The sequence below is a fragment of the Anaerobacillus alkalidiazotrophicus genome (assembly GCF_001866055.1).
On the sequence record NZ_MLQS01000001.1, the window covers coordinates 769,753 to 792,761 of the forward strand.

25 protein-coding genes are annotated in these 23,009 nt (G+C 36.7%); 8 read left to right on the top strand and 17 right to left on the bottom strand.

All coding sequences use genetic code 11. The annotated features are described in order from the left end of the window. Window positions 1-34 precede the first annotated feature (34 nt). The 5 genes from BKP45_RS03730 to speE all read right to left on the bottom strand — a co-directional run bounded on the left by BKP45_RS03730 (window position 35) and on the right by speE (window position 4,410). Entirely contained in the window at window positions 35-205 is a 171-nt protein-coding gene (locus tag BKP45_RS03730) for a XapX domain-containing protein (protein WP_071388398.1), read from the bottom strand. A 186-nt stretch (window positions 206-391) separates the two neighbouring features. Then, entirely contained in the window at window positions 392-2,062 is a 1,671-nt protein-coding gene (gene argS / locus BKP45_RS03735) for an arginine--tRNA ligase (RefSeq protein WP_071388399.1), read from the bottom strand. After that, a complete protein-coding gene (locus BKP45_RS03740; protein WP_071388400.1) occupies window positions 2,059-2,499 on the bottom strand; it encodes a DUF1934 domain-containing protein in 441 nt (146 codons plus the stop codon). The genes argS and BKP45_RS03740 overlap by 4 nt, the downstream gene beginning before the upstream one ends. A gap of 174 nt (window positions 2,500-2,673) precedes the next feature. After that, window positions 2,674-3,546, bottom strand: coding sequence for an agmatinase (gene speB / locus BKP45_RS03745; RefSeq protein WP_071388401.1), 873 nt, complete (start codon window positions 3,544-3,546; stop codon window positions 2,674-2,676). Between the two features lie 36 nt (window positions 3,547-3,582). Next, complete coding sequence (speE, locus tag BKP45_RS03750) at window positions 3,583-4,410, bottom strand: spermidine synthase (protein WP_071388402.1); 828 nt, start codon at window positions 4,408-4,410, stop codon at window positions 3,583-3,585. A gap of 996 nt (window positions 4,411-5,406) precedes the next feature. Between speE and BKP45_RS03755 the strand changes: the two genes are divergently transcribed. Further along, entirely contained in the window at window positions 5,407-7,506 is a 2,100-nt protein-coding gene (locus tag BKP45_RS03755) for a transglycosylase domain-containing protein (protein WP_071388403.1), read from the top strand. A 174-nt stretch (window positions 7,507-7,680) separates the two neighbouring features. Here BKP45_RS03755 and BKP45_RS03760 read toward each other — a convergent pair whose 3' ends face one another. Further along, window positions 7,681-8,199: a YwhD family protein gene (locus BKP45_RS03760; protein ID WP_407639571.1), complete on the bottom strand. Its 519-nt coding sequence runs from the start codon at window positions 8,197-8,199 to the stop codon at window positions 7,681-7,683. A 164-nt stretch (window positions 8,200-8,363) separates the two neighbouring features. Between BKP45_RS03760 and BKP45_RS03765 the strand changes: the two genes are divergently transcribed. After that, window positions 8,364-8,549 carry a 2-hydroxymuconate tautomerase gene (locus BKP45_RS03765; protein ID WP_071388404.1) on the top strand — a complete coding sequence of 62 codons (186 nt, stop codon included), beginning with the start codon at window positions 8,364-8,366 and terminating at the stop codon, window positions 8,547-8,549. A 159-nt stretch (window positions 8,550-8,708) separates the two neighbouring features. On the opposite strand, the gene BKP45_RS03770 is transcribed toward BKP45_RS03765, so the two are convergent. From BKP45_RS03770 to BKP45_RS03780, 3 genes are all read right to left on the bottom strand, one after another. Beyond that, the gene (locus tag BKP45_RS03770) at window positions 8,709-9,224 is read right to left on the bottom strand and encodes a YwgA family protein (RefSeq protein WP_071388405.1); all 516 of its coding nucleotides are present in this window, start codon (window positions 9,222-9,224) and stop codon (window positions 8,709-8,711) included. A 165-nt stretch (window positions 9,225-9,389) separates the two neighbouring features. Beyond that, complete coding sequence (locus BKP45_RS03775; protein ID WP_071388406.1) at window positions 9,390-10,682, bottom strand: HD domain-containing protein; 1,293 nt, start codon at window positions 10,680-10,682, stop codon at window positions 9,390-9,392. A gap of 161 nt (window positions 10,683-10,843) precedes the next feature. Beyond that, window positions 10,844-11,065 carry a DUF1450 domain-containing protein gene (locus BKP45_RS03780; RefSeq protein ID WP_071388407.1) on the bottom strand — a complete coding sequence of 74 codons (222 nt, stop codon included), beginning with the start codon at window positions 11,063-11,065 and terminating at the stop codon, window positions 10,844-10,846. A gap of 176 nt (window positions 11,066-11,241) precedes the next feature. Here BKP45_RS03780 and BKP45_RS03785 point away from each other — a divergent pair, with 176 nt between their 5' ends. Next, window positions 11,242-12,063: a lipoate--protein ligase family protein gene (locus tag BKP45_RS03785; protein ID WP_245747377.1), complete on the top strand. Its 822-nt coding sequence runs from the start codon at window positions 11,242-11,244 to the stop codon at window positions 12,061-12,063. A gap of 310 nt (window positions 12,064-12,373) precedes the next feature. Here BKP45_RS03785 and pta read toward each other — a convergent pair whose 3' ends face one another. Next, window positions 12,374-13,351 carry a phosphate acetyltransferase gene (pta, locus tag BKP45_RS03790; RefSeq protein WP_071388409.1) on the bottom strand — a complete coding sequence of 326 codons (978 nt, stop codon included), beginning with the start codon at window positions 13,349-13,351 and terminating at the stop codon, window positions 12,374-12,376. A 438-nt stretch (window positions 13,352-13,789) separates the two neighbouring features. Here pta and hemQ point away from each other — a divergent pair, with 438 nt between their 5' ends. From hemQ to BKP45_RS21985, 4 genes are all read left to right on the top strand, one after another. Then, entirely contained in the window at window positions 13,790-14,533 is a 744-nt protein-coding gene (gene hemQ, locus BKP45_RS03795) for a hydrogen peroxide-dependent heme synthase (RefSeq protein ID WP_071388410.1), read from the top strand. Window positions 14,534-15,041: 508 nt separating this feature from the next. Then, window positions 15,042-15,473, top strand: a complete 432-nt coding sequence (locus BKP45_RS03800; protein WP_071388411.1) for a cell wall hydrolase — start codon at window positions 15,042-15,044, stop codon at window positions 15,471-15,473. Between the two features lie 67 nt (window positions 15,474-15,540). Next, the gene (gene gerQ, locus BKP45_RS03805; RefSeq protein WP_071388412.1) at window positions 15,541-16,011 is read left to right on the top strand and encodes a spore coat protein GerQ; all 471 of its coding nucleotides are present in this window, start codon (window positions 15,541-15,543) and stop codon (window positions 16,009-16,011) included. Window positions 16,012-16,194: 183 nt separating this feature from the next. Next, a complete protein-coding gene (locus BKP45_RS21985; RefSeq protein WP_139193731.1) occupies window positions 16,195-16,380 on the top strand; it encodes a hypothetical protein in 186 nt (61 codons plus the stop codon). Here BKP45_RS21985 and BKP45_RS03810 read toward each other — a convergent pair. From BKP45_RS03810 to BKP45_RS03835, 6 genes are all read right to left on the bottom strand, one after another. Continuing rightward, entirely contained in the window at window positions 16,367-16,741 is a 375-nt protein-coding gene (locus tag BKP45_RS03810) for a DUF423 domain-containing protein (RefSeq protein ID WP_071388413.1), read from the bottom strand. The two genes, BKP45_RS21985 and BKP45_RS03810, sit on opposite strands and share 14 nt — an antisense overlap. Before the next feature lie 82 nt (window positions 16,742-16,823). Beyond that, window positions 16,824-17,135, bottom strand: a complete 312-nt coding sequence (locus tag BKP45_RS03815) for a hypothetical protein (protein ID WP_071388414.1) — start codon at window positions 17,133-17,135, stop codon at window positions 16,824-16,826. Between the two features lie 442 nt (window positions 17,136-17,577). Further along, window positions 17,578-17,853 carry a DUF5327 family protein gene (locus BKP45_RS03820; protein WP_071388415.1) on the bottom strand — a complete coding sequence of 92 codons (276 nt, stop codon included), beginning with the start codon at window positions 17,851-17,853 and terminating at the stop codon, window positions 17,578-17,580. Window positions 17,854-17,886: 33 nt separating this feature from the next. After that, the gene (locus BKP45_RS03825; RefSeq protein WP_071388416.1) at window positions 17,887-20,064 is read right to left on the bottom strand and encodes a sensor histidine kinase; all 2,178 of its coding nucleotides are present in this window, start codon (window positions 20,062-20,064) and stop codon (window positions 17,887-17,889) included. A 360-nt stretch (window positions 20,065-20,424) separates the two neighbouring features. Further along, a complete protein-coding gene (locus BKP45_RS03830) occupies window positions 20,425-21,300 on the bottom strand; it encodes an NAD(P)-dependent oxidoreductase (protein WP_071388417.1) in 876 nt (291 codons plus the stop codon). Between the two features lie 75 nt (window positions 21,301-21,375). Beyond that, complete coding sequence (locus BKP45_RS03835) at window positions 21,376-22,050, bottom strand: uracil-DNA glycosylase (protein WP_071388418.1); 675 nt, start codon at window positions 22,048-22,050, stop codon at window positions 21,376-21,378. Window positions 22,051-22,150: 100 nt separating this feature from the next. On the opposite strand from BKP45_RS03835, the gene BKP45_RS03840 reads away from it, so the two are divergent. Continuing rightward, entirely contained in the window at window positions 22,151-22,543 is a 393-nt protein-coding gene (locus tag BKP45_RS03840; RefSeq protein WP_071389041.1) for a (deoxy)nucleoside triphosphate pyrophosphohydrolase, read from the top strand. 63 nt (window positions 22,544-22,606) lie between these two features. On the opposite strand, the gene BKP45_RS03845 is transcribed toward BKP45_RS03840, so the two are convergent. Next, window positions 22,607-22,957, bottom strand: coding sequence for a hypothetical protein (locus BKP45_RS03845; protein ID WP_071388419.1), 351 nt, complete (start codon window positions 22,955-22,957; stop codon window positions 22,607-22,609). Between the last annotated feature and the right edge of the window lie 52 nt (window positions 22,958-23,009).

Here is a 23,009-nt window from a genome sequence, read left to right on the forward strand (position 1 = left end):
TTCTTAAAGGATAGGGAAACTCCTATATAAACTTTTATTTAAGAATTAAGGGAACTAGCACCTGAAACGCTTTATATCCTAAAAATATGCCGATAATCCCCATGACCCCTGAGATAACTGGTGGGGCTGGAATGGGTAATTTGAGGAAAGCGAAAATAAAACCAACGATTAAGCCAGCAAGTAGCGCCATGAATATTTCTTGCATGAAAGCACTTCCTTTTTATTTTATTCTTCTTTATTTTTCACAGTTGTTTCTATTTCTACTCAAGCTGTATTTATAGGTTGATATAGGTCTGACGTCTGACCATATTCAATAAGTGTTTAGTCAAAGTACTTACTACTTTGACTAAACAACGGTCAAGCTGAGTTCTACAGCTTGACCTATACTAATTTACATTTTTTCTGGAGCAGAAACACCGATTAATGTTAAGGCATTTTTAATTGTTTGCTGTACGGCCTTCATTAATGCAAGACGAGCAGCGCTCTTTTCTTTATCTTCTGCATCTAGCACCTTCTCAGCATTATAAAAGCTGTGCAGTGCTGCAGCTAATTCGTATACATAGTTTGAAATACGGTGTGGTGTTAATTTTTGTGCAGCTTCTGATACTGCTTCAGGGAATTCCCCTAACTTTTTCAATAAGTCAAACTCTTTTTCTGATTGAATTAATGTGAAGTCAGCATCGTGACGAATGCTCATTCCTAGTTCTTCACCTTGCCTTAAAATGCTACATACACGTGCATGAGCATATTGAACGTAGAAAACTGGGTTTTCATTTGATTTAGAAACAGCTAAATCCATATCAAAATCGAGTTGTGTATCCGCGCTACGCATTGCAAAGAAGTAACGTGTCGCATCAATTCCTACTTCTTCCATTAACTCTCTTAAGGTAACTGCATTACCTGTACGCTTACTCATCTTTACTTTTTCACCGTTTTGGTAAAGAGAAACCATTTGAATGATTTCTACATCTAATTGATCTTTGTTATAGCCTAACGCTTGGATCGCAGCTTTCATTCTCGGAATATAGCCGTGATGATCAGCACCCCAAATGTTAATTAGCTTCTCAAAGCCACGTTCAAACTTATCACGATGATACGCGATATCTGGTGTTAAGTACGTATAAGAGCCATCATTTTTAATTAATACACGGTCTTTATCGTCACCATACACACTCGATTGGAACCATGTTGCTCCATCTTTTTCATATGTTTCGCCTTTATCTTTTAATAGTTTCAGTGTATCTTCAACTTTCCCATTTGTGTAAAGGGACGTTTCTGAATACCAGTGATCGAATTCTACACGGAACTCTTTTAAGTCGTTGCGAAGCTTTTCAAGTTCTTTTTTCAAACCGTATTCACGGAAAAAGTCTAGGCGACCTTCTTCTTTATCATCGACAAAACGCTCGCCAAACTCACTTACTAATTCCTTACCAAAACCGATAATATCTTCACCGTAATAGCCATCCTCTGGCATTTTTGCATCTAAACCTAGAGCTTGCTTGTATCTCGCTTCTAATGAAAGCGCTAGGTTGTTAATTTGGTTTCCAGCATCATTAATGTAATACTCTCTAGCAACATCAAAGCCTGCTTTATTTAATATATTACATAACGAGTCACCGACTGCTGCACCACGAGCATGTCCAAGGTGAAGACTACCTGTTGGATTCGCAGAGACAAATTCTACTTGCATTTTTTGTCTGTTACCTACATTCGTTTGACCATATGCTTCTTTTGCTTCGAGAATTGTTGGGATTAAATCTGTTAAATAACTATTATCCATGTAAAAATTAATAAACCCTGGTCCAGCAATTTCAATTTTTGAAATCGATGCTTTTCCTTTATCAAAGCTGTTTACTAACTCTTCTGCAATTTGACGAGGTGCTTTTTTGGCCACACGTGCTAGCTGCATGGCAGCATTTGTTGCATAGTCTCCATGTGCCTTGTCTTTTGGAATTTCTAGCACAATATCAGGGATTTGTTCCTTTGTTGCAAGTCCAGCTTTTTCTATTGAAGCTATGATTTCTTGCTTTAAATTTTCTTTTACCTGTTCAACAGTATTCATCGATTACTCCTCCTAAAATTAATTGTTACTTCATAATCTCCAGCGAATTCATGCTGCATATGTAATTGATAAGAAAGTTGAACCGTTCCTATCGCTTGTTGTTCATCAATTTCTAGCTTTATATGTTTTGTATATGTATCCATCAGCATTGGCCCAAATTGACTACGATAAACACCCTCTGTTTTCTCTCTGATAAGAAATTGCTGTTTCATTGAGACTGCACCTTGACGGAGAACAGTGACCGAATGTTGATTGTCTATTTTCACGACTTGGTTCACAGCGCCGATTTCTTTATTATCCTCTTTAAATTGAAGATATAGACTATCATTTTTCCGAAAAAGCTTGCCTTCTGCTTGGAAATTTGACGAATGCTTTTGATCACCATCTGTAATATCGGTTTTCATCTCTATTGTTACAGAATTACCCTCTTGGTTCATCAGTTCTTTTCATCCTTTAACTCATTAATCAATATCCACGAAATTTATCAGACACCATTATAACACAAAAAGAGTTTAGAGTTTATTTGCTTGCTTTAAACTCTAAACTCTTTTTGTGGGGTCAGACCCCCGCCGCTTTAAAGCGGTAATGCGGTGGGGGTCTGACCCCACATTTCACTTTACCCATCCTAATAAAATTTCACGTACAAACTTACTTGCGGCAATTTGCGTTTGTTCGGTTGGATCATAAGCGGGTGCAACCTCTACGATATCTGCACCGACGATATTCAATTTCGCATCTGAAATGAGATGGATGGCTTCTAATAGTTCTTTTGAGGTAATTCCGCCGGCTTCAGCTGTCCCGGTTCCTGGTGCTGCCGAAGGGTCTAAAACATCAATATCAATAGTCACATATACATTTTTATCGGTGATACTTGGTAACACTTTCTTTAACGGCTCGGCGACATCGAATTTTGCCATGTACATGCCCGAATCTCTTGCATATTGGAACTCTTCACGCATGCCTGAACGAATCCCAAACGAATAGATATTATTGGGACCTAATAATTCACATGCTTTTCGAATTGGTGTTGAATGACTTAACGGTTCGCCTTCATAATGCTCACGTAAATCTGCGTGCGCATCAATATGAATAATAACGAGATTCTGATATTTCTTATGCAGCGCCCGAAAAATAGGCCAAGAAACTAAATGTTCTCCACCAAGCCCTAAAGGAAATTTTCCATCCGCTAACAGTTTACCGATAAATTCCTCTATCATATCAATACTCCGCTGAGCATTTCCAAATGGAAGTGGAATATCACCAGCATCAAAATACTTTACTTCTTCTAAATGACGATCTAAATAAGGACTGTATTCCTCTAATCCTAGTGACACTTCACGAATTCTTGCTGGTCCAAAACGAGAGCCTGGACGAAAGCTTACAGTAAAATCCATCGGCATTCCATAAATCACTGCTGTTGATTGTTCATAGGTGCTATTTGTTCCGATAAAAACATTCCCTGAATACGCTTCGTCAAATCTCATGAAGATCCTCCTATTTCATGAATTTCATCATACTCATTACTTAATTAAGTCGGATACGAATCTTGGTAAGACAAATGCTGCTTTATGAAGCTCTTTTGTGTAATACTTTGTGGCGATTTCATGGAAACGATCTTCTTCAACTTCTAGTGGGTCATACTGCTTTGATCCAATTGTAAATGTCCAAAGACCACTTGGGTATGTTGGAATATTCGCTGTATATAATCTCGTAATTGGAAATACTTCTTTTACATCTTTAAATACGTTTGTAATTAGGTGACTATGGAACCATGGGTTGTCCGTTTGAGCAACAAATACCCCGTCTTCTTTTAATGCTTTTGCAATTCCTTCATAGAAACCTTTTGTAAATAAGTTAACAGCAGGTCCAACTGGCTCAGTAGAATCAACCATGATAACATCATACACAGCTTCACTTTTTGCAATATGCATAAAACCGTCATCCACTTGTACATCAACACGTGGGTCCTCTAATTTCCCTGCGATTTCAGGTAAGTATTTTTTCGAATACTCGATAACCTTCCCGTCAATTTCTACTAATGTCGCTTTTTCAACTGATGGGTGCTTTAATACTTCGCGAATAACTCCACCGTCACCGCCACCAACGACTAATACGTTTTTCGGATTTGGGTGTGTAAATAATGGAACATGGGCGACCATTTCATGATAAACAAACTCATCCTTTTGAGTTGTCATTACCATTCCATCTAAAATTAACATATTTCCAAACTCCGCTGTTTCTACCATGTCTAACTTTTGAAAGTCAGTTTGCTCTGTATGTAACGTGCGTTTAATTTCCGCTGTAATACCAAAGTGTTTTGTTTGTTTTTCTGTAAACCAAATTGACATTTTATTCACCTCTACAATATATATTCTTCCTTTATCATTCCCTAACAAAGAACAATAAAATCTTTTTTCCCAATAATAAAAACCCGGCTAAGTAAGTCCGAGTCACTTAATTACCACAGATTGTACAAAAAAGTATATATGACTTTTTATAAAAATCAAGGAAAAAATATTATGATTATACTTTTATGGTGGCTAACAGTAAAAAAGCGCAAGGCGCCCGCCTATCGGCGACAAACACTGAAAGGTCGGCAATTAGCGGTCTGCTCTTTGACCGCAATTGACGAACTTAAGTGATCGAGCCGATGGCGCCTGGAGCTAGACAGTTTCCAAGTTAGAAATTTATAAAAAAAGCTAATTTTCCCAACAATGTAGATGGAATACGCTACTTTGGGGGTTTACAAGGACAGAGAATATGCAATTTTAAGAAATCGTTCAAAGTAGGTAAAGCGGAGAATTTGTGTTTCGTACAGAAATGAGTTTGAAACGCGCGTTTTTTTAAAAATGTGCACGCACCAAATTTGTGCGCGAATCCGTATAGCTTATGCGCGCATCTCCTGGTTTTCTGCGTGAACCCGTGTCGAATGTGCGCGTTTTTTTAAAAATTTGCACGCACCGAAATTTGTGCGCGAATCCGTATAGCTTATGCGCGCATCTCCTGAGTTTCTGCGCGAACCCATGTCGAATGTGCGCGTTTTTTTAAAAATGTGCGCGCACCGAAATTTGTGCGCGAATCCGTATAGCTTATGCGCGCATCTCCTGAGTTTCTGCACGAACCCGTGTCGAATGTGCGCGTTTTTTTAAAAGCGCGCAGAATTTGCGTAACGTGCAGAAACAGGGCTGAAGCATACATAAAGTTATGAGCTGCCCAGCATCTTAGTATCGAAAAGAATGAATTCCATCAATTTAGCTAGTATAAAAAAGTCAAATAAATCCAACAATGGATAAGAGTAAATTTATGAATGTTTAGTGTATTACATTCAGTAAAGGGTGGATACGATGGAAGTCCTCACTAGAAAACAATACCATAGAAAAATCGGTCTATTTCGAAAGCTATTACGACTAACCTTAGTAGCTGCAATATTACTAATGGGGGGCGCAGTTGGCTTACTAACATACGCAAAGATGCAAGGCCCACCGCCTTTGCAAGTACAAGAAACGACAGTATTTTATGGTAATGATGATTCCGTTATTGGTCAAAGGCACGTCGGTCAGAACCGTCATTGGCTTTCTATCGATGAGATGAACCCGACCATTATTGAAGCAACATTAGCCATTGAAGATCGTAAATTTTATTCTCATTATGGTTTTGATTTTTTACGAATAGGATCAGCAATCATAAGAAATATTCAACAAGGTACAAAAGCTCAAGGTGCTAGTACGATTACTCAGCAATATGCTAGAAATCTATTTTTAAGCCATGATAAAACGTGGCAAAGGAAATGGAATGAAGCAATTTATGCACTTAGACTTGAAATGAACTATACAAAAGATGAAATTATAGAAGGGTATTTAAATACGATTTACTATGGACATGGCGCTTATGGAATTGAAGCCGCCGCAAATCATTATTTTCAAAAAAGCGCCTCAGAACTAAATACAGCAGAAATTTCAATGCTCGTAGGGATTCCAAAAGGACCGCTTTACTATTCACCAATTAATAATTATGACCGAGCGAAATCAAGACAACAGCAAGTCTTAAATGCAATGGCAAATGAAGGGCATATCACATCAAATGAAGTGAGGGACTATTACAATACACCACTAGACCTCGAGCACGAGACTCCATTCCATTCGATGTCGGTTGGGCCTTACTTCCAAGATGTTGTCTATCATGTTTTGACCGAAGAGTATGGTTTAGATCCACAAATTATTGAAGCGGGTGGGTTACAAGTTTACACAACTCTTGACTCTGACATGCAGAAAAAAGCAGAAAAGTGGGTAGAAGATGAATTAAAAGATAGTGAGTTACAAACAGCTCTTGTCGCCATTGATCCACGAAACGGTGACGTGAAAGCAATGGTCGGCGGCAAAAATTATCAAGAAAGCCCGTTTAATCGAGCTACTCAAGCATTAAGGCCACCTGGATCTACGTTTAAACCATTTTTATATTATGCAGCACTTGAAAATGGATTTACACAAGCGACACCGTTAACAAGCGAAGAAACAACTTTTGTTTATGACGATGGAAGAGAAACGTATTCACCAAGTAATTTCGGTGATAAATACGCTGATGATTTCATTACTTTAGCCAAAGCAATTGCGTTATCCGATAACATCTATGCAATGAAAACTCACTTTTTCTTAGGGTTTGATCAATTAATCGAATCTGCTAGGAGATTAGGAATTACAAGTACACTAGGTGAGTACCCTTCTTTAGCACTTGGAACAAAGCCTGTTGGGGTACTGGAAATTACCAACAGTTACAGTGCTTTTGCTAATGGAGGAAGAAATGTTAAACCACGCTTTATTACAAAAGTTGTAGATAAGGATGGTCACACCTTAATTGAAGAAGAGCCTCAATTAGAGCAAGTGATACAACCAGAGTTAGCTTATATTATGACTGATTTAATGAAAGGTATGTTTGATTTAAACTTAAGTGGCAGTCACAGTGAAGTTACAGGAAGAAGTGTTCTTCACTTAATCAATCGACCTGTTGCAGGGAAGAGCGGCACAACCACAACTGATAGCTGGATGATTGGATATACCCCACAGCTTCTGACAGGCGTTTGGGTTGGCTACGACAAAGGTCAAACATTACAAAGAGGTGAAGGGCAACATGCAAAACGAATTTGGGCCCAATTTACTGAGGACGCTCTAGATGGAAAGTTAAAATTACCTTTTCCAAAACCAGCAAATGTAACTGCTGTAGCCATTAATCCGGACAACGGGCGACTTGCAACAGAATCGTGCCCTGTGCAGCATACAGCTTACTTTGTCAACGGAACTGAACCAACTGAATATTGTCAAGAACACATCGGTAATCCAGGGGAGACTTCACGAGCAAAAGAGGAAATAGGGGAAATTGAAGAAGCAAAAAAAGAAAAGCTTCTTGATCGGTTCATAAAATGGTTTGGTGGAGATGAAGAAGTGGAGTAGCGTATGTATTTAAAGGGCGAACCTTAAAATGAGGTTCGCCCTTTATTTCACGTTAAAAGTATAAAATTTTTGAACTTGGAAACTGTCTAGCTCCAAGCGTCTTGCGCTTTTCTGTGAAAGTAATGTACTTTCATGGTGGTTTGTGCGTGTTATACGCATGGATGTTTTCTTGTATTATGAAACACTCAAGTCATCTCTTAATTTTTGATTTGAAAGGTCCCACATCTCTTTATTAAACTCACTTAAAAATTTTCCTAACACTAGTTTTGATTTTTCGTCCATATGATCAACAATTATATTTCTTTTTAACGATTTATCCATCTTATTTACGTGCTCTGGTAAGCTTTTATAACCCCTTCTAATCGAACGATCAACCGTTAATTCACACGCTGCAACTCCAGCATAGTAAGGTCCTTCTTCCGTATTATCAACTGTAATCCAAACTAACCAATAAGGTTTTCCATTTGGCACTTCTTCTTTATTTGGCAAAAACTTAATTCCTTTTTCGACTTCACTTCTTGCATGCATCGCTCCCATATCTACAAAAGCTTCGCCTGCTTCGATATCAATAAAAACCGCTGACATATTGTCCAAGTTTAACGTACCTGCACCGTAACCACCATGTACAGTTTCTTTACCTAGTATCGTAAAGTCACTACCTTTTTTCTTTATATTATTATTTAAAAGGTCCACTAAAGTTCCCACCTTTTTATCATATTTTTCCTTAGTCTATCACAACCAAACTTAATAATGCACGTTGCAAGCTTTTGGTTAAAGAGAAGGAATTTTATCGGTTATGTCGAATGATACTATTTAGTGTATGTATCATTATGACTGTTAAAGGAGCGAGTAAAAATATGCCACACGTTGTTGTAAGAATGATCGAGGGAAGAACAGAGGAACAAAAAAGAGCACTAGTTCAAAGAGTCACTGACGCCGTTAGTGAAACAGCAAACGCGCCAAAAGAAAATGTAACTGTCTACATTGAAGAAATGCCAAAAACGAACTACGCTGTAGCTGGAAAGCTGGCAAGTGATAAGTAACATTCTTTTTGACTTGTCGGAGTGCGAAAGCCTTTTACAAATACCACTTTAATAAATACCCGGTAATAGCTAAAAGCAGTGCAATTTCAATTATGAAATTGCCTGCTTTTATTTGTTTATTCCTATGCTATTTAAATGATGGCTTACTCGTAGTTTTTATCAGCTTGTCTCACACGATTTGAGACTCTTTAGTTGGTCAATATAACCAAACGCTTCTGAAATTTCGTCTTCGCTATAATTTTGTTTCGCTTTTAATGTATGAACTTTCTCAACAATTTCTTCTTTCGGTAGCTCTTCAAAAAAGAGAAGAGTAGAGACGAGTTCTAAAAAACGAGAACTTTTTTCATTCACATCGACCGTAAATTCTTTAAGCTTTGGTAAGCTCAAATCTGAAATCGATAAAAATTTACTCCCTTGTTCAGATAACATATAACGATATTGATAATAGCCACCTTTTTTCTCCTTTGTCTCATGAACAAAGCCAAGGTTACACATTTCTTCAATACGAAGTGTAAGCTCTTCAGAATACGGTCCATAAAAATGAAAATTATAGCGTTCCATAAAAGGGAAATTAATTTTTTTGGCAATATAGATGATTTTTTGCAGTTTTTTCCGACCAATGACTTCTCCTGCTTCCGAGATCAATGCCATTATTTTTGCGTGATCATGTAACACCGTTTCTCCCCCTGTTTAGTAAATCTCATAATACTCAAATTTATCTGAGTATCATGAGATTCAATATAATGCGTGATCTTTCATAATTTTTGGCCACACCAATCTATATCTAGTTATATAGGTTGCACATAACTAGATATAGTATATGGTTTATTATGAAATACACTAAAATAAAATTTCTTTAATCTTTTTCTTTACTTCTTTATATTCTGTTTCATCGTTAAGAACATCTAATGGAAAATAGAGTTTATGGTCTGTTCTCTTTTTCCCCGAAATTGCCTCTACAACATCAGATTCTCTTGATAATTCACGCAAATCATTTTCTGGCGTTAATAGAAAAATTGGGATTTTTTCTCCTTCTTCTCCAGGTCGATAAAAATCGTAAGGAAGATCTGAAGACGAATCAATTACTAAATAATAATCCGGATCAATATTTGCTTGCTTAAATAAATCAATCAATGTAGGCCAATCGCTCATTTGCTTACTAGGGTCACACTCGACATACTTAAACAATTTTCTATCATTAAATCTAACACATAAATCACTTAAAATTCGATCTCCTTCTTCTTGCCAAATTTGGAAATAATACATAACAATCGCCTCATCAAGCCGCAAATAATCCTCTAAGCTCAGTTTTTCATTAAATAATGAATAAAAGTGTGTTGGCTCTTGTTTAAACTGATAATTTTGTTGGTATAAGTGCTTAGCTCTATGTAAAATTTTACTTAGAATAACTTCAGCACTTCTTGTCACAGGATGGAAATATACTTGCCAATACATTTGATAGCGGCTCATAATGTAATCCTCAACCGCATGCATCCCACTTTGTTTAAATACCGCTTGATCCTCAGTTGGACGCATCACACGGAGAATCCTCTCCATATCAAAATGTCCATAGCTAACTCCTGTATAATACGCATCACGCTGTAAATAATCCATACGATCTGCATCAATTTGGCTAGAAATTAGGCTGACTACGAGCTTGTTAGAGTATGTTTTCTCAATAACATCCGTCACTTTTTGGGGGAAATCTTCTCCAACTCTTTTTAATACTTTATTTATTTGTGTATCTCCTAAAATAATCCTACGCGTCCATTCTTCATGATCTGTATGAAAAACCTTTTCAAAGGAATGTGAAAATGGACCATGACCAATGTCGTGGAGTAAGGCAGCTACAAGACAAACTAACCGTTCACTTTCATCCCAATGGGGCCTACCACTAAAATCGCTGATCATTCTCCGCATAATTTCATAAACACCTAGCGAGTGATTAAAGCGAGTATGTTCAGCACCATGAAACGTAACATATGTCGTTCCTAATTGTCGAATTCTTCTTAAACGTTGAAACTCTCTCGTACCAACTAATTCCCATATCAAACGATCCTTCACATGTATGTACCTATGAACAGGATCTTTAAATACTTTTTCTTCTTCTAGCTGCCCTAATATATTTGACATAGCCCGTACCTCTTTTCAGTTCCAATTTATCCCACACCATCTATAGTTCTATTATAAAGGATAAAACGAAATCAATGCCATTGAATATTGTAGAGTATTTATGGGTTTTGTATAAGTTTTTTACAAAGAAGAAGTCGCTCTCGATTGTTGAGTGCGACTGCTTACTTAAGTTTTTTCTTTATTTTCTCAATCAATTGGTCTTCATTTGCGGCTGTTAATGGACGGTTGTTAACAAAAGCAAAAGCTTTTTTACGACCAGGGCCACAATACGATTGGCAACCAATATGAATTTCTACTTCTGAATCTAACTGTTTGATTCTTGGTACTAACGTTTTAATATTTGTCGCCTGACAAACATCACAAATTTTCACTTCATTAGCCATTTATCATAACCCTTTCACTTTACTATATATAAAACAGAAAAACCGTATATAGTCTAACTACGTTTTAGTAAAATTCTAACTTGTATTTTACACCGGTTTCTACTTGTTATGCAAATGAAAGATTTGTTATTATGAAAAGAAGTTAGAAGTTGTAGATAAAATAAGGAGTCATAAAATTGAGTATATTTGATATAAATCATTGGCGCTACATCGACCAATCAACGTTAGGTCACACATTTAATCCTCTACAATCATTCGCAATTGATGATACACTTTGTGCCTCAGTCGGAGAAGGCGTATCCTCACCAAGTGTTAGAACCTGGGTACACCAGGATACGATTGTTTTAGGTATTCAAGATAGCCGATTGCCTTATATAAAAGCAGGCATCAATTATTTAAACTCACTCGGCTATAAAGTAATCGTTCGTAATTCTGGTGGCTTAGCTGTCGTATTAGATGAAGGTGTTCTTAATATCTCCTTAATTCTAAAAGAAAATCGGCATTTTTCCATTAATAGTGGCTACGATGCCATGTATGAGCTCATCTGTGCCATGTTTAAAGAAGAAACTAATAACATAGAAGCGGGTGAAATTATCGGCTCCTATTGCCCTGGAAGCTATGACTTAAGTATTGATGGGAAAAAATTCGCAGGCATTTCGCAACGACGTGTCCGTGGTGGTGTCGCCGTTCAAATCTATTTATGTGTTAATGGAAGTGGCAGGGACCGTGCAGCAGTAATCAAAGAATTTTATCACCTTTCAATCGCAGGGACCGAAACTAAATTTTCATATCCGGAGATTATCCCAAGTACAATGGCTTCCTTAACCGAGCTATTAAAGATTGAATTAACTGTACAAGATGTTATGTTGCGACTGTTAAAAGTATTACAGCAACAAATTGGAGCAACTATTGAACCCTCACAAATAACTGTAAATGAAATGCCGTTATTTGAAACCAACTTGCAAAGAATGATAAAAAGAAACAACTTGGGTATCTGAAAACGTTCCTATAGACATTTAAATTCCGGTACATTATTTTAAACAACTACTTTAGCTATAAAACATACAAAAGGACAAGCAACAGGCTTTATCACCTGTTTGCTCGTCCTTTTTTTATCTAATCAGAATTTATAAATTTCTAACTTGGAAACTGTCTAGCTCAAGCACCCTATCGACTAGAAAGCTTCCTTCGTCTCGTCTACGATAAGTCGAGAACGAAAGTGAAACGACTTTCGACCCTCCTATATCTCACTCGACTCAGTCCAGCTTATTCCATCGATGAGCAAGGACGCTTCGCTTTTCTTATCTATTATGCATTAACTCCTTGCATCGCTGTAATTAACGCTAGTTTGTATACGTCTTCTACGTTACATCCACGAGATAAGTCGTTTACTGGTTTATTCAATCCTTGAAGGATAGGTCCAATTGCCTCATATCCGCCTAAACGTTGAGCAATCTTATAACCAATATTCCCAGCTTCTAAGCTAGGGAACACAAATACATTTGCTTGACCTTTTAATGGGGAATCTGGGGCTTTTGTTTCAGCTACTGACGGAACAAAGGCCGCATCAAATTGGAACTCACCGTCGATTAGTACGTCAGGAGCCATTTCTTGTGCCATTTTAGTTGCATCAGCTACTTTTTCAGTTTCCGGTGATACTGCTGAACCTTTTGTAGAGAAGCTAAGCATCGCAACTTTCGGGTCTACACCAAAAACGCGTGCTGTTTGTGCAGCTGCAACTGCAGTTTCAGCTAAATCCTTGCTATCAGGAGCAATATTAATTGCACAATCAGCAAAAATTAAGCGTTCTTCTCCTTTTACCATAATGAAAACTCCAGAAGTTTTTTTAATTCCTTCTCTTGTCTTAATAATTTGTAGAGCTGGGCGAACTGTGTCTCCTGTAGAATGAGCTGCACCGCTTACAAGTCCAGCTGCTTTCCCCACGTAAACAAGCATTGTCCCAAAATAATTAACATTTAGTAGTTGTTTACGAGCAGCCTCTTCAGTTACTTTTCCTTTTCTACGTTCTACAAACGCAGTCACTAACTCGTCATAATATGGATATTCTACCGGATCAATAACCTCTACATTTTCAAGAGATAAACCGATTTCCTCTGCCTTTTGTGCTACCTCTTCGTTATTTCCGACAACGATTGGATGTAATACCTTGTTGTCTGCAAGTTTAATAGCAGCCTCTAAAACCCTTTTATCAGTTCCCTCAGGAAAAACAATTGTAGGGAACTCACTCTTTACTTTTGCTTCAATTTGTTCAAAAATTCCGCTCACTTTACTTCCCCCTAAAAACATTTAGAATCGTCCTATATTTTAAGCATACTCCTTCTTTCAAAAAAAATAAATAAAGATTTAACACGATAGCAAAGTTTAAATTTTCTGATATATTTACTTTTACCATTTTATACCATTATAAGTTCATAAAAACACAGTGAAACAAACTATTTGCCGGATAAAAAACACCAAATAGTGTAAGATACTATTAGCCTATCACGAAAATGCAAATTGTCTATTGTCTTCGTATATTTTCTACTAACGTTTTTACACACTCGAAGTCCGACTTTCGCTCATCTCATCTCCCCTCGCTACACACATAAAGTTCACAACATTTGGTTTTTACCAAGGTAAATAGTATAATAAACTTAGAAATAGAATTAACATGAATAATTCATTTAAATTATACAAGATTCGTTTTTTGAGGAGTGATATAAAATGAGTGAAGCAGCAAAAACCTTAGAAGGTTGGTACTGTTTACATGACTTTAGAGCGATTAATTGGGAAAAGTGGAAACTGTTATCTACCGAAGAGCAGGAGCAAATAACAAGTGAATTTGTTTCTATATTAAAAAAGTGGGAGAACGCTGAAAAGAGGAAAGCTGGTAGTCATGCTTTATACAGTATTGTTGGACAAAAAGCTGATATTATGATCATGATTCTTCGTCCAACGATGGAAGAAGTGAATGAAGTTGAAAATGCCTTTAATAAATCTCGTTTTGCCGAATATACCATTCCTACATATTCTTATGTTTCTGTCGTTGAACTGAGTAACTATCTCCCTTCTAACGTTGATCCAAATGAAGATCCTGAAATTCAAGCACGCTTAAAGCCAATTTTACCTAAAGCACAACACATTTGTTTCTATCCAATGAATAAGCGTCGTGAAGGTAACGATAACTGGTATATGCTTTCGATGGATGAGCGCCGTTCCTTAATGCGTAGCCACGGTATGATTGGTAGAGGGTATGCCGGAAAGGTAAAACAAATCATTACAGGTTCTGTCGGATTTGATGACTGGGAGTGGGGGGTAACACTTTTCTCAGACGATGTTTTACAATTTAAAAAACTCATATATGAAATGCGTTTTGACGAAGTTAGTGCTCGATACGGAGATTTCGGTTCATTTTTTGTAGGAAACATCCTATTAAAAGAATCACTCCCTAGCTATTTGCACGTCTAATGAAAAAAAGATAAATCGAGTATAAAACAGAATTAGGTTTTATACTCTTTTTTTCGTATAGATGAAAAACATTACCTACTATCACATCACCGCGCAGAAAGCTTCAAAAACGAGCATATTTACTATCATACATCTTGTAGGATAGAGCATTTCTGAAGTACTATCCGTACAAATACATTGGCCCTACCCACATAAATTCTACTCTCATACGTTTACGAGCGGAGCTTACTATTTTTAGTCCCACGAACTCCCTAATTAAACTTGAAGCCCGATCATCATTTAACTCACCTTTAGATCAACACTCAACCTCTTGTCATCCTCCTTCCACATTTTCCAAATTTCCGATTCATATTTCCAGAGGCTCACTCATAGAAATAAAATAGTGCAAGAAAGCAATTGAAATGATATGTTGATAAATTTTGTAGCCTATTATTACTAAGCAGATTTCTATTTACGTTGTAACCTCAACATACATCTTGTAGCTTTACATAATACGGGAGGTGAGTAAATGGCAGTCATTAAAGCTACGGAAAATGATATTAGAGTGCTGGCTAGATTAATGAGAGCGGAAGCAGAAGGTGAAGGAGAGCTTGGTATGTTAATGGCGGGTAATGTTATGGTTAACCGCACTCGCGTAGATTGCCTTGATTTTGGAGATGTAAATTCCATTGAAAGAATGGCCTTTCAATCTCCAGGGGGATTCGAAGCTGTTCAAAAAGGGTATTTTTATCAACGTGCCAGAGAAAAAGAGATCCGTCTAGCAAAAAGAGTCGTAAATGGCGAGAGACACCACCCAGCTGAATTCGCTTTATGGTTTTTCAGGCCTGATGGTTCATGTCCTGCTCAATGGTGGGGCTATTGGAATTCAGGAAGATACAAACTACACTGTTTCTATACACCTTTAGCTAGCCAATGTCCAGCTGTTTATTCAACATATTAATATTTTTCAAATGAACTAAACATTAGTAAAACCGTTTCTAAAATTTTAATATACGAGGAGTGATTTCATGTATAAACAACAGCCTTGGATGCAATTCCAACCAGCACCAACAACACAAGAATCACCTGCCCTACCATATCAAGTTCCACCACAGCAGCCCGCTTGGCCAGGCGCAGCTATGCAACCAGGATTTCCACCGGGGTTTCCATCAGGGTTTCCACAACCTTTCCCAACGCCACAACAGCCTGGGATGTTACCCCTTGAGCAATCGTATATTGAAAATATCTTACGCTTAAATAGAGGAAAAGTAGGAACGTTTTACATGACATATGAAAATAACCAAGAATGGAATGCAAAGATTTTCAGAGGCGTCGTTGAAGAGGCTGGACGTGATCACATCATTATTAGTGATCCTCAATCCGGAACGTACTACCTCCTTCTCATGCTCAATTTGGATTATGTCACATTTGAGGAACCTCTTGAATATGAGTACCCATTTGGCGTACCTGCACCAATGGCACAATATTCACCACGATAGGCAAGAAAAGCGCAAGAGCCTTGGTCACGAGCAGCTGCTCCTGTGCCACTCCGTTTGCTCAAGAGCAAAGCCGCTTCGAAGTAATCCAAGTAGTAGCTTCACTGGGGCGGCCTTTGACAGAAGCCGTTCTTTGGCTTCTTACGGTGCTTCTGCGTCTTCTAGAATAGCTTCGTAGCAAGCTTCATGAAGCTATTCGACGAAGGATCTCAAGCAGTAATTGAAGTCAGTTGCTTGGCTGAAGTGGTCGAGCCGATGGTGCCTGGAGCTAGACAGCTTTTAGAATTTTATGCATTCTTAATGTCAAAAACAAAAGGTCCCAATAAAACGGGACCTTTTTTGTATGCTACCATAAAACTCAAAAACTTTTAGCTGCACTAAAGGCAAGTAACATCCACCCTACGATGAATAGAATACCACCAATCGGTGTGATGGCTCCTAATATTTTCACTCCCGAAATACTTAACACATATAAACTGCCTGAAAAAAAGATGACACCTAAAACAAACGACCATCCTGCCCAAGATAATATTGTTGGATCACCTAAACGATCACTGATAATTGCAACGAGAATTATCGCAACGGCATGAATCATATGATACTGTACACCAGTTTGGTAAATATTAAACATTTTTTCCGTTAATTTCGGCTGTAAACCATGTGCCCCAAAAGCACCTAAACCTACTGCTATAGCCATGTTAATACTACCAATTAATAAAAATAATTTTAACATGTGTAACTATGCTCCTTTAAATTAATGTTGTTATTGTGGATCAATAATAGCATAGTTACTATAGGCATTCCAAAAAATTGAACTATCGATTCGATAAATATACTTTCAATGCCTTTATCATTTTTGCTGCTTCTTCATGGTTAGAAGCATGAACGACAATATGATCTCCATTCAAATCGACTTGAACGTTTTCAAAACCTTGCTGTTCTAGAAAATCACCAATTACGTGAAAATCTTCATTTTGAGCAAATAAAGACTTTTCACCAATATAATTATCTTCTACATACACGTCATAACGATCTTCTGATAGTTTTAACGAATCTATGTCGCCGCCTATAACGTTAAAAAAAATCGGAAAACCTACACTGCTTCCAGTATTTATTCCATAATACATCATTAAGACCCCCAATTAACATTTTTGTTACTTTTCTTAATTTGTTCCTAATGATGTTAAATTATTTATATGAATATCCTCATACAAATTTTAAGTCACTAAGATACTATATCTAGTTGAGGGGGTGCTTCTCAACTAGATATAGCCGAACTTCAATTTGTATGGGGGTTTCCTCCCCCCCCACCTAAACTTGGTTAAATTTTGAGGTGTGAGTCTTACTGCCCGTTAAAAGTTGGATAAATAAGATAAGAAGTTCACTCAACTAAAAAGAGAACTCGTTCTAGCTTCTCTAGAACATCGAAAATTCAAATGGAGTCTCAACTGCACCCTAATGGGAGTTAATGGAAGTTTCCACCTACGCTACGCTTAGAGGTGGGGGTCTATGACCCTTAAGTTCAAATCAGTTTGATTAAGTTACCAACTAATTGCAAGTCTGCATGACCTAAAAATCAAATAAACTATCACTAGATGGTTTTTCTAATTGAACTTTTTGCTCTTGTTTCGGTTGTTTGGAGTTTTCTATAGAAGGATTTTTGATTACTGGTGTTGAAAATGGAATTTGCTCTTCTGGAGTTGCTTCAAGAAGTAAATCACAGTATGCCTTTATACTAATTAACTCTTCCTTCAACCTCTTTTGTTCTTGATTAGCAAGTGCAAATTTAATTTCCTGTACTTTTTCTTCTAGCTTTTTGACGATAGTTTCCGTTCCTATATTCATTTCTACTTAGTCCTTTCTTTATTTACCGATTGTTTAATGCCCGTTCTCTTTTATATTACTTCCCTTACAAACAGGAATTATTGGCAAGGTAATCGTAAATGTACTCCCTTTTCCTTCTTCACTCAAAACATCAATCGTACCTTGCATTTCTTCAATGACTCGGAAGCTAGTTGACATTCCTAACCCTGTTCCTGTATCTTTCGTTGTAAAAAAAGGAGTTCTTAGTTTCTCAAGCGTTTGAGGATCCATCCCTATCCCAGTATCCTTTATATAAATACATACTTTATTTTCCTCAGTTAAATGCTTTGTTGCTACAAATAATGTATCTCCCACGTCCATAGCTTCAATAGCATTTTGAATAATATTCATACATGCTTGTTTGACTTTAAGAGGGTCAATAAAAATAAGTGGTACAGTTTCAAACTCGGTTACTAAATTCAAACCTTTATTTTTTAGATGTGACGTTTCTAATACAAGCATTTCTTCTAGTAAAAGTTGAATATTTGTTTGCCTATATTCTCCTTTAGATTTTGATTTTGCAACATTTAATAAGTCGGTAACAATATAATTGACTCTGTCTATTTCTTTAATAATAATGTCAAAATAACTTTTCTTTGATCCCATTTCCTCTTGACTAAATAGTTGAATAAATCCACGTATTGTAGCAATAGGGTTACGAATTTCATGCGCTAAACCAGCTGACATTTCTCCAACAACCTTTAGTTTTTCAGAATGAACAAGCTCAAGCTCCATCTGACGTTTGTCAGAAATATCACTAATCATAATTAATAGCTCTTCTTGAAGGTCGTTATTGTCTAAAGATGGGAGCGTAGTTAAACTAACAAGATAGTACCAACATTTTTTACCTATCTGCCACTGAACTTCATATTTTTTGGGTGTCTCTTTTTCGAGGTAATTCATGATCTGACTTGATGACACGAACTCCTGGAAGTGGGTAGACTTCCTCATAACATCATCTACACTAAAATTAATAACCTCTTCTCTAGAAATTGCAAACATTTCTTCACACATTCGATTAAACATTGTTATCTTTGTTGTTCGCTTATTGATGATAAAAATCCCGTTATCGGTTGTTTCTAAGATCAATGTAGATTTTTTATGACCACTTTCACGTTCAGCTAATTTTTTTGTCATCGCTGTAAAGGTGCCATTCAAACGCTCAATCTCTTTATATGATTGGTTAACAAGCGGTGGAATTGACTTGCCAACAGCAAATTCAGACGTTGCTGCTACTAATTTCTCGACTGGACTTACTATGTATTTTGAAAATTGAAACACAGCAATCGTAATGATAATTGAAACACAACCCATAATAATTACATAATTCTTAAAAAGGTTAAGTAACGGAGCAAATAACGCACTTTTTGAAACCGTAATTGCTAAGAACCAATCATTATCAAAACCATTATTTTTTTCAATCTGCGTGTAAGCTGTCACTTCTTTAGCCTCTTTATCATAAAATATGTTTCTTTCACGACTCAAGCTGACTATATCAGCGGCTATCAAATTATTTTTTTGGAAATAGTTTTCGGTTAAAATTTTATTTTGATCAGGATGAGCAATAATATCTCCATTCTTATTTAATAAATAAGCATAGCCCTTTAACGAAGCCATTTGCTCATGATATGTAAATGTATGAAATTTGTCCCAAATATAGTTTACATTAAAAGATGGTGAAATCACCCCAATTACTTCTTTTTGCGCATTGAAAACAGGGGCTGCCATGACTAAGATAGGCTCTTCTAAAACAGGAGAGATGTAAATATCAGAAATATAACTTTCGCCTTCTTTTGCGATTTCAAACCACTTTCGACTGCTAAAATCCCACCCAACGACAATATCAATCATACTAGTAAAAACCCTGCCATCAGGCTTAACGAATATAACATCTGAATATATTTCATATATTTCTAAAAAGGATTCAAATTGCAGTTTTATTTCTTCATTTGTAGCACTTGGATCTTTTAACACAGAATTAGTCGCTAAATAATTCAAATTTGAAATCTGTTCTAAAAGAAGTTGTTGAATTTCTGCTGCTATATAATTAGAGTGACTAAGTAACGAATGTTCAATTTGTTTTGTAAGCTCTTGTTTTTGTGATTGATAAGAAATATAACTTACAAACAAAAGTGGTATGAAAGTCGTTAATAAAAAGAAAACAAATAGTTTCGCTCTCAAAGTTTTAAACATATCGTATTGCCACCCCTAAATCGCCTAATTTACCAATATGTTCTATTATAGTACAAACGCACTAAAAATGTTTTATAATTCGGCATTTTTTTGATTAATACTGCATATTTCAAAATTTATCCCACTCTTAAGGGGCAAGTAAGACCCCCACCTCAAAACCTAAGAAAATCGAGAAGTTTAGGTGGGGGATAAACTGCCCCTAAAGGTCCGATAAGTTGAACTAACAATCAGTGGGGGATGAAGGAAAACCCCCACTGATTGAAGTTCAGCTTTATACATTAGTGTTTATTTTTTCTAACAATTGATCTCTTACCATTCACAAAGTTAATAAAAAGAGGCTACTAAAGCCTCTTTCAAATCTCAATTGTATAATTTGTACAATGCTTGTGTTCCGCTATTTTCTTCTCCTCTTTCTGCTAATTGTTCATATAACTGCTTGGCTAGCTTTAAACCTGGAGTTAATATGCCCATTTCCTCGGCTGATTGTAAAGCAATCGTCATATCTTTAATAAAATGTTTTACATAAAAACCAGGTTCAAAATCACCGTTAATCATTCTCGGCGCTAATTTACTCAATGAAAAGCTTCCTGCAGCACCTGTTTCAATCGTTTGTAATACTTTTTTAGGTGAAAGCCCTGCTTTTTCAGCATATACTATCGCTTCACAAACACCGATCATCGTTGGCGCAATCGCTATTTGGTTACACATTTTTGTATGTTGGCCCGAACCAGCATTACCTTGATGAATGATGTTCTCCCCCATCTTTTCTAAAATTGGTAACACTTCCTGAAAGTCGTTTTCATCTCCACCAACCATAATTGCTAACTTTGCTAGCTTCGCCCCAACATCGCCCCCAGAAACAGGCGCATCTAGTGCGTGCATCTTTCGCCTTTTCGCCTCTTCATAAATTTTCACAGCCAATGAAGGGCTTGACGTCGTCATGTCAAGAAAGTAGGTTCCAGCCCTAGCGTGATTTAACAAACCATTTTCCCCTAAATAAACTTCTTCTACATCTTTTGGGTAACCAACAATCGTAATAATGACGTTAGATACTTGAGCTACTTCTTTAACTGTGTCTTTCCACTTTGCTCCTTCTTCAATGAGTGATAGAGCTTTTTCTTTCGTACGATTATAAACAACGACTTCATATCCTGCTTTCATTAGATGTGATGCCATGCTTCTCCCCATCACTCCTACTCCAATGAACCCGACAGTTGTGTTTTCTGATAATGTCATAACATACAACCCCTTTTATTATATAAAAGCTTTATTTGCCGCAAAATGGCTCAGCTTTTTATCGATTTACGTAATCTAACGCATTGGAATTTCCCAATCAATTTCAAGTTCACCAATTGACTTTAGATAAGCATTTGTTTTTGAAAAAGGTCGACTTCCAAAAAAACCTCTACTAGCAGAAAGAGGGCTTGGATGCGGAGATTCAATGATAAAATGGTGAGTTTCTGTGATGAGCTCCTTTTTCTTAGCAGCAAATTGACCCCAAAGAATAAAGACGACAGGTTTTTCTCGTTTGTTTAAACACATAATCACTGCGTCTGTAAACCTCTCCCAACCTAACCCTTTGTGTGAATTCGGTTTACCTTCTCTTACAGTGAGTACACTATTTAAGAGGAGCACCCCTTCGCTCGCCCACTTTTCCAAGTTTCCATGATTAGAAATTGGGATAGTAAGGTCTGCATGTAATTCTTTATAAATATTTTTCAAACTCGGTGGAGTTTTTACATCTAACTTTACAGAAAAGCTTAGCCCATGCGCTTGCCCTTGACCATGATATGGATCTTGTCCTAAAATGACAACCTTCGTTTTTTCAAATGGGGTATAATGTAATGCATTAAAAACTTCATTTTTGGGTGGAAAAATCGTATATGTTTCGTACTCACTTTTTAAACTTTCCATAAGCTGTATGTAATATGGAAGTTGACATTGGTTGTATAATTTTTCTTGCCAATCATTTTTTAAACTAATCATTATTTGCTTTCCTTTACTTTGTACTCTCTATTGTTTATTCTATGAAATTTTAAAGAAACCTTCAAATATTGCAAGAATACCAAAATTAAGAGGTGATGTTATGATAAGGTCTGTTAACGTTGTAGGTGCTGTGATTGAAAATCATAATGGTCAATTTCTCTGTGCCCTACGCTCTTCAAAAATGTCGATGCCAAATCTTTGGGAGTTTCCAGGAGGTAAAATTAAAGAGGGGGAGAAACCCGAAACTGCTCTTATTCGTGAAATAGTTGAAGAGCTTGGCTGTACAGTCAAAGTAGGCGAACTAGTTGCTTCTGTGGAGCACCAATATCCTGAAATAAAAGTAAACTTAAAAACTTTTAGAGCGATTATTCAAAATGGGCAACCTAAAGCACTAGAACATTCTGAATTGCGTTGGGTACCAAAAGACGAACTTGAAAAGTTAAACTGGGCACCTGCAGACATTCCGACGGTAAACAAACTAAAGGGAAGCTAACATGAGTTGCTTCCCTACCTTACTTATATTATAGACAAACATACTCTATAGCTCAAAAGGTAATTAATTAATTTCACTTACCTCTTGTTCAAACCACTGTTTAATGTCAGGGTGATCGTCAAAAGATACAACAACCGGTCTATAAGAGCGGCCAATTTGAAACAATTCATACTTGTTTCCTATTCTTGCGATACAAAAATTTTTAAATGGTGTTTGTAAAACTTGAGACGCATCTTTTCCAACTACATGATAATAACCGTAGATTAAATCTAGATCCAAATCATCTAGCTTCCAATCATATGACTTTCTCTTCAATTCTTTTTTCGTTTTATTACCTTCTAGATGATTTTGTTTGAACAAGGGAAGATTACCAAATGTTTTCCACATTGAAGCTATAGGATTTTGTCTTTCCATACTTTAAACCACTCCTCAAATTTTTTCATTTGAAAAATTAGGAACTAGAACG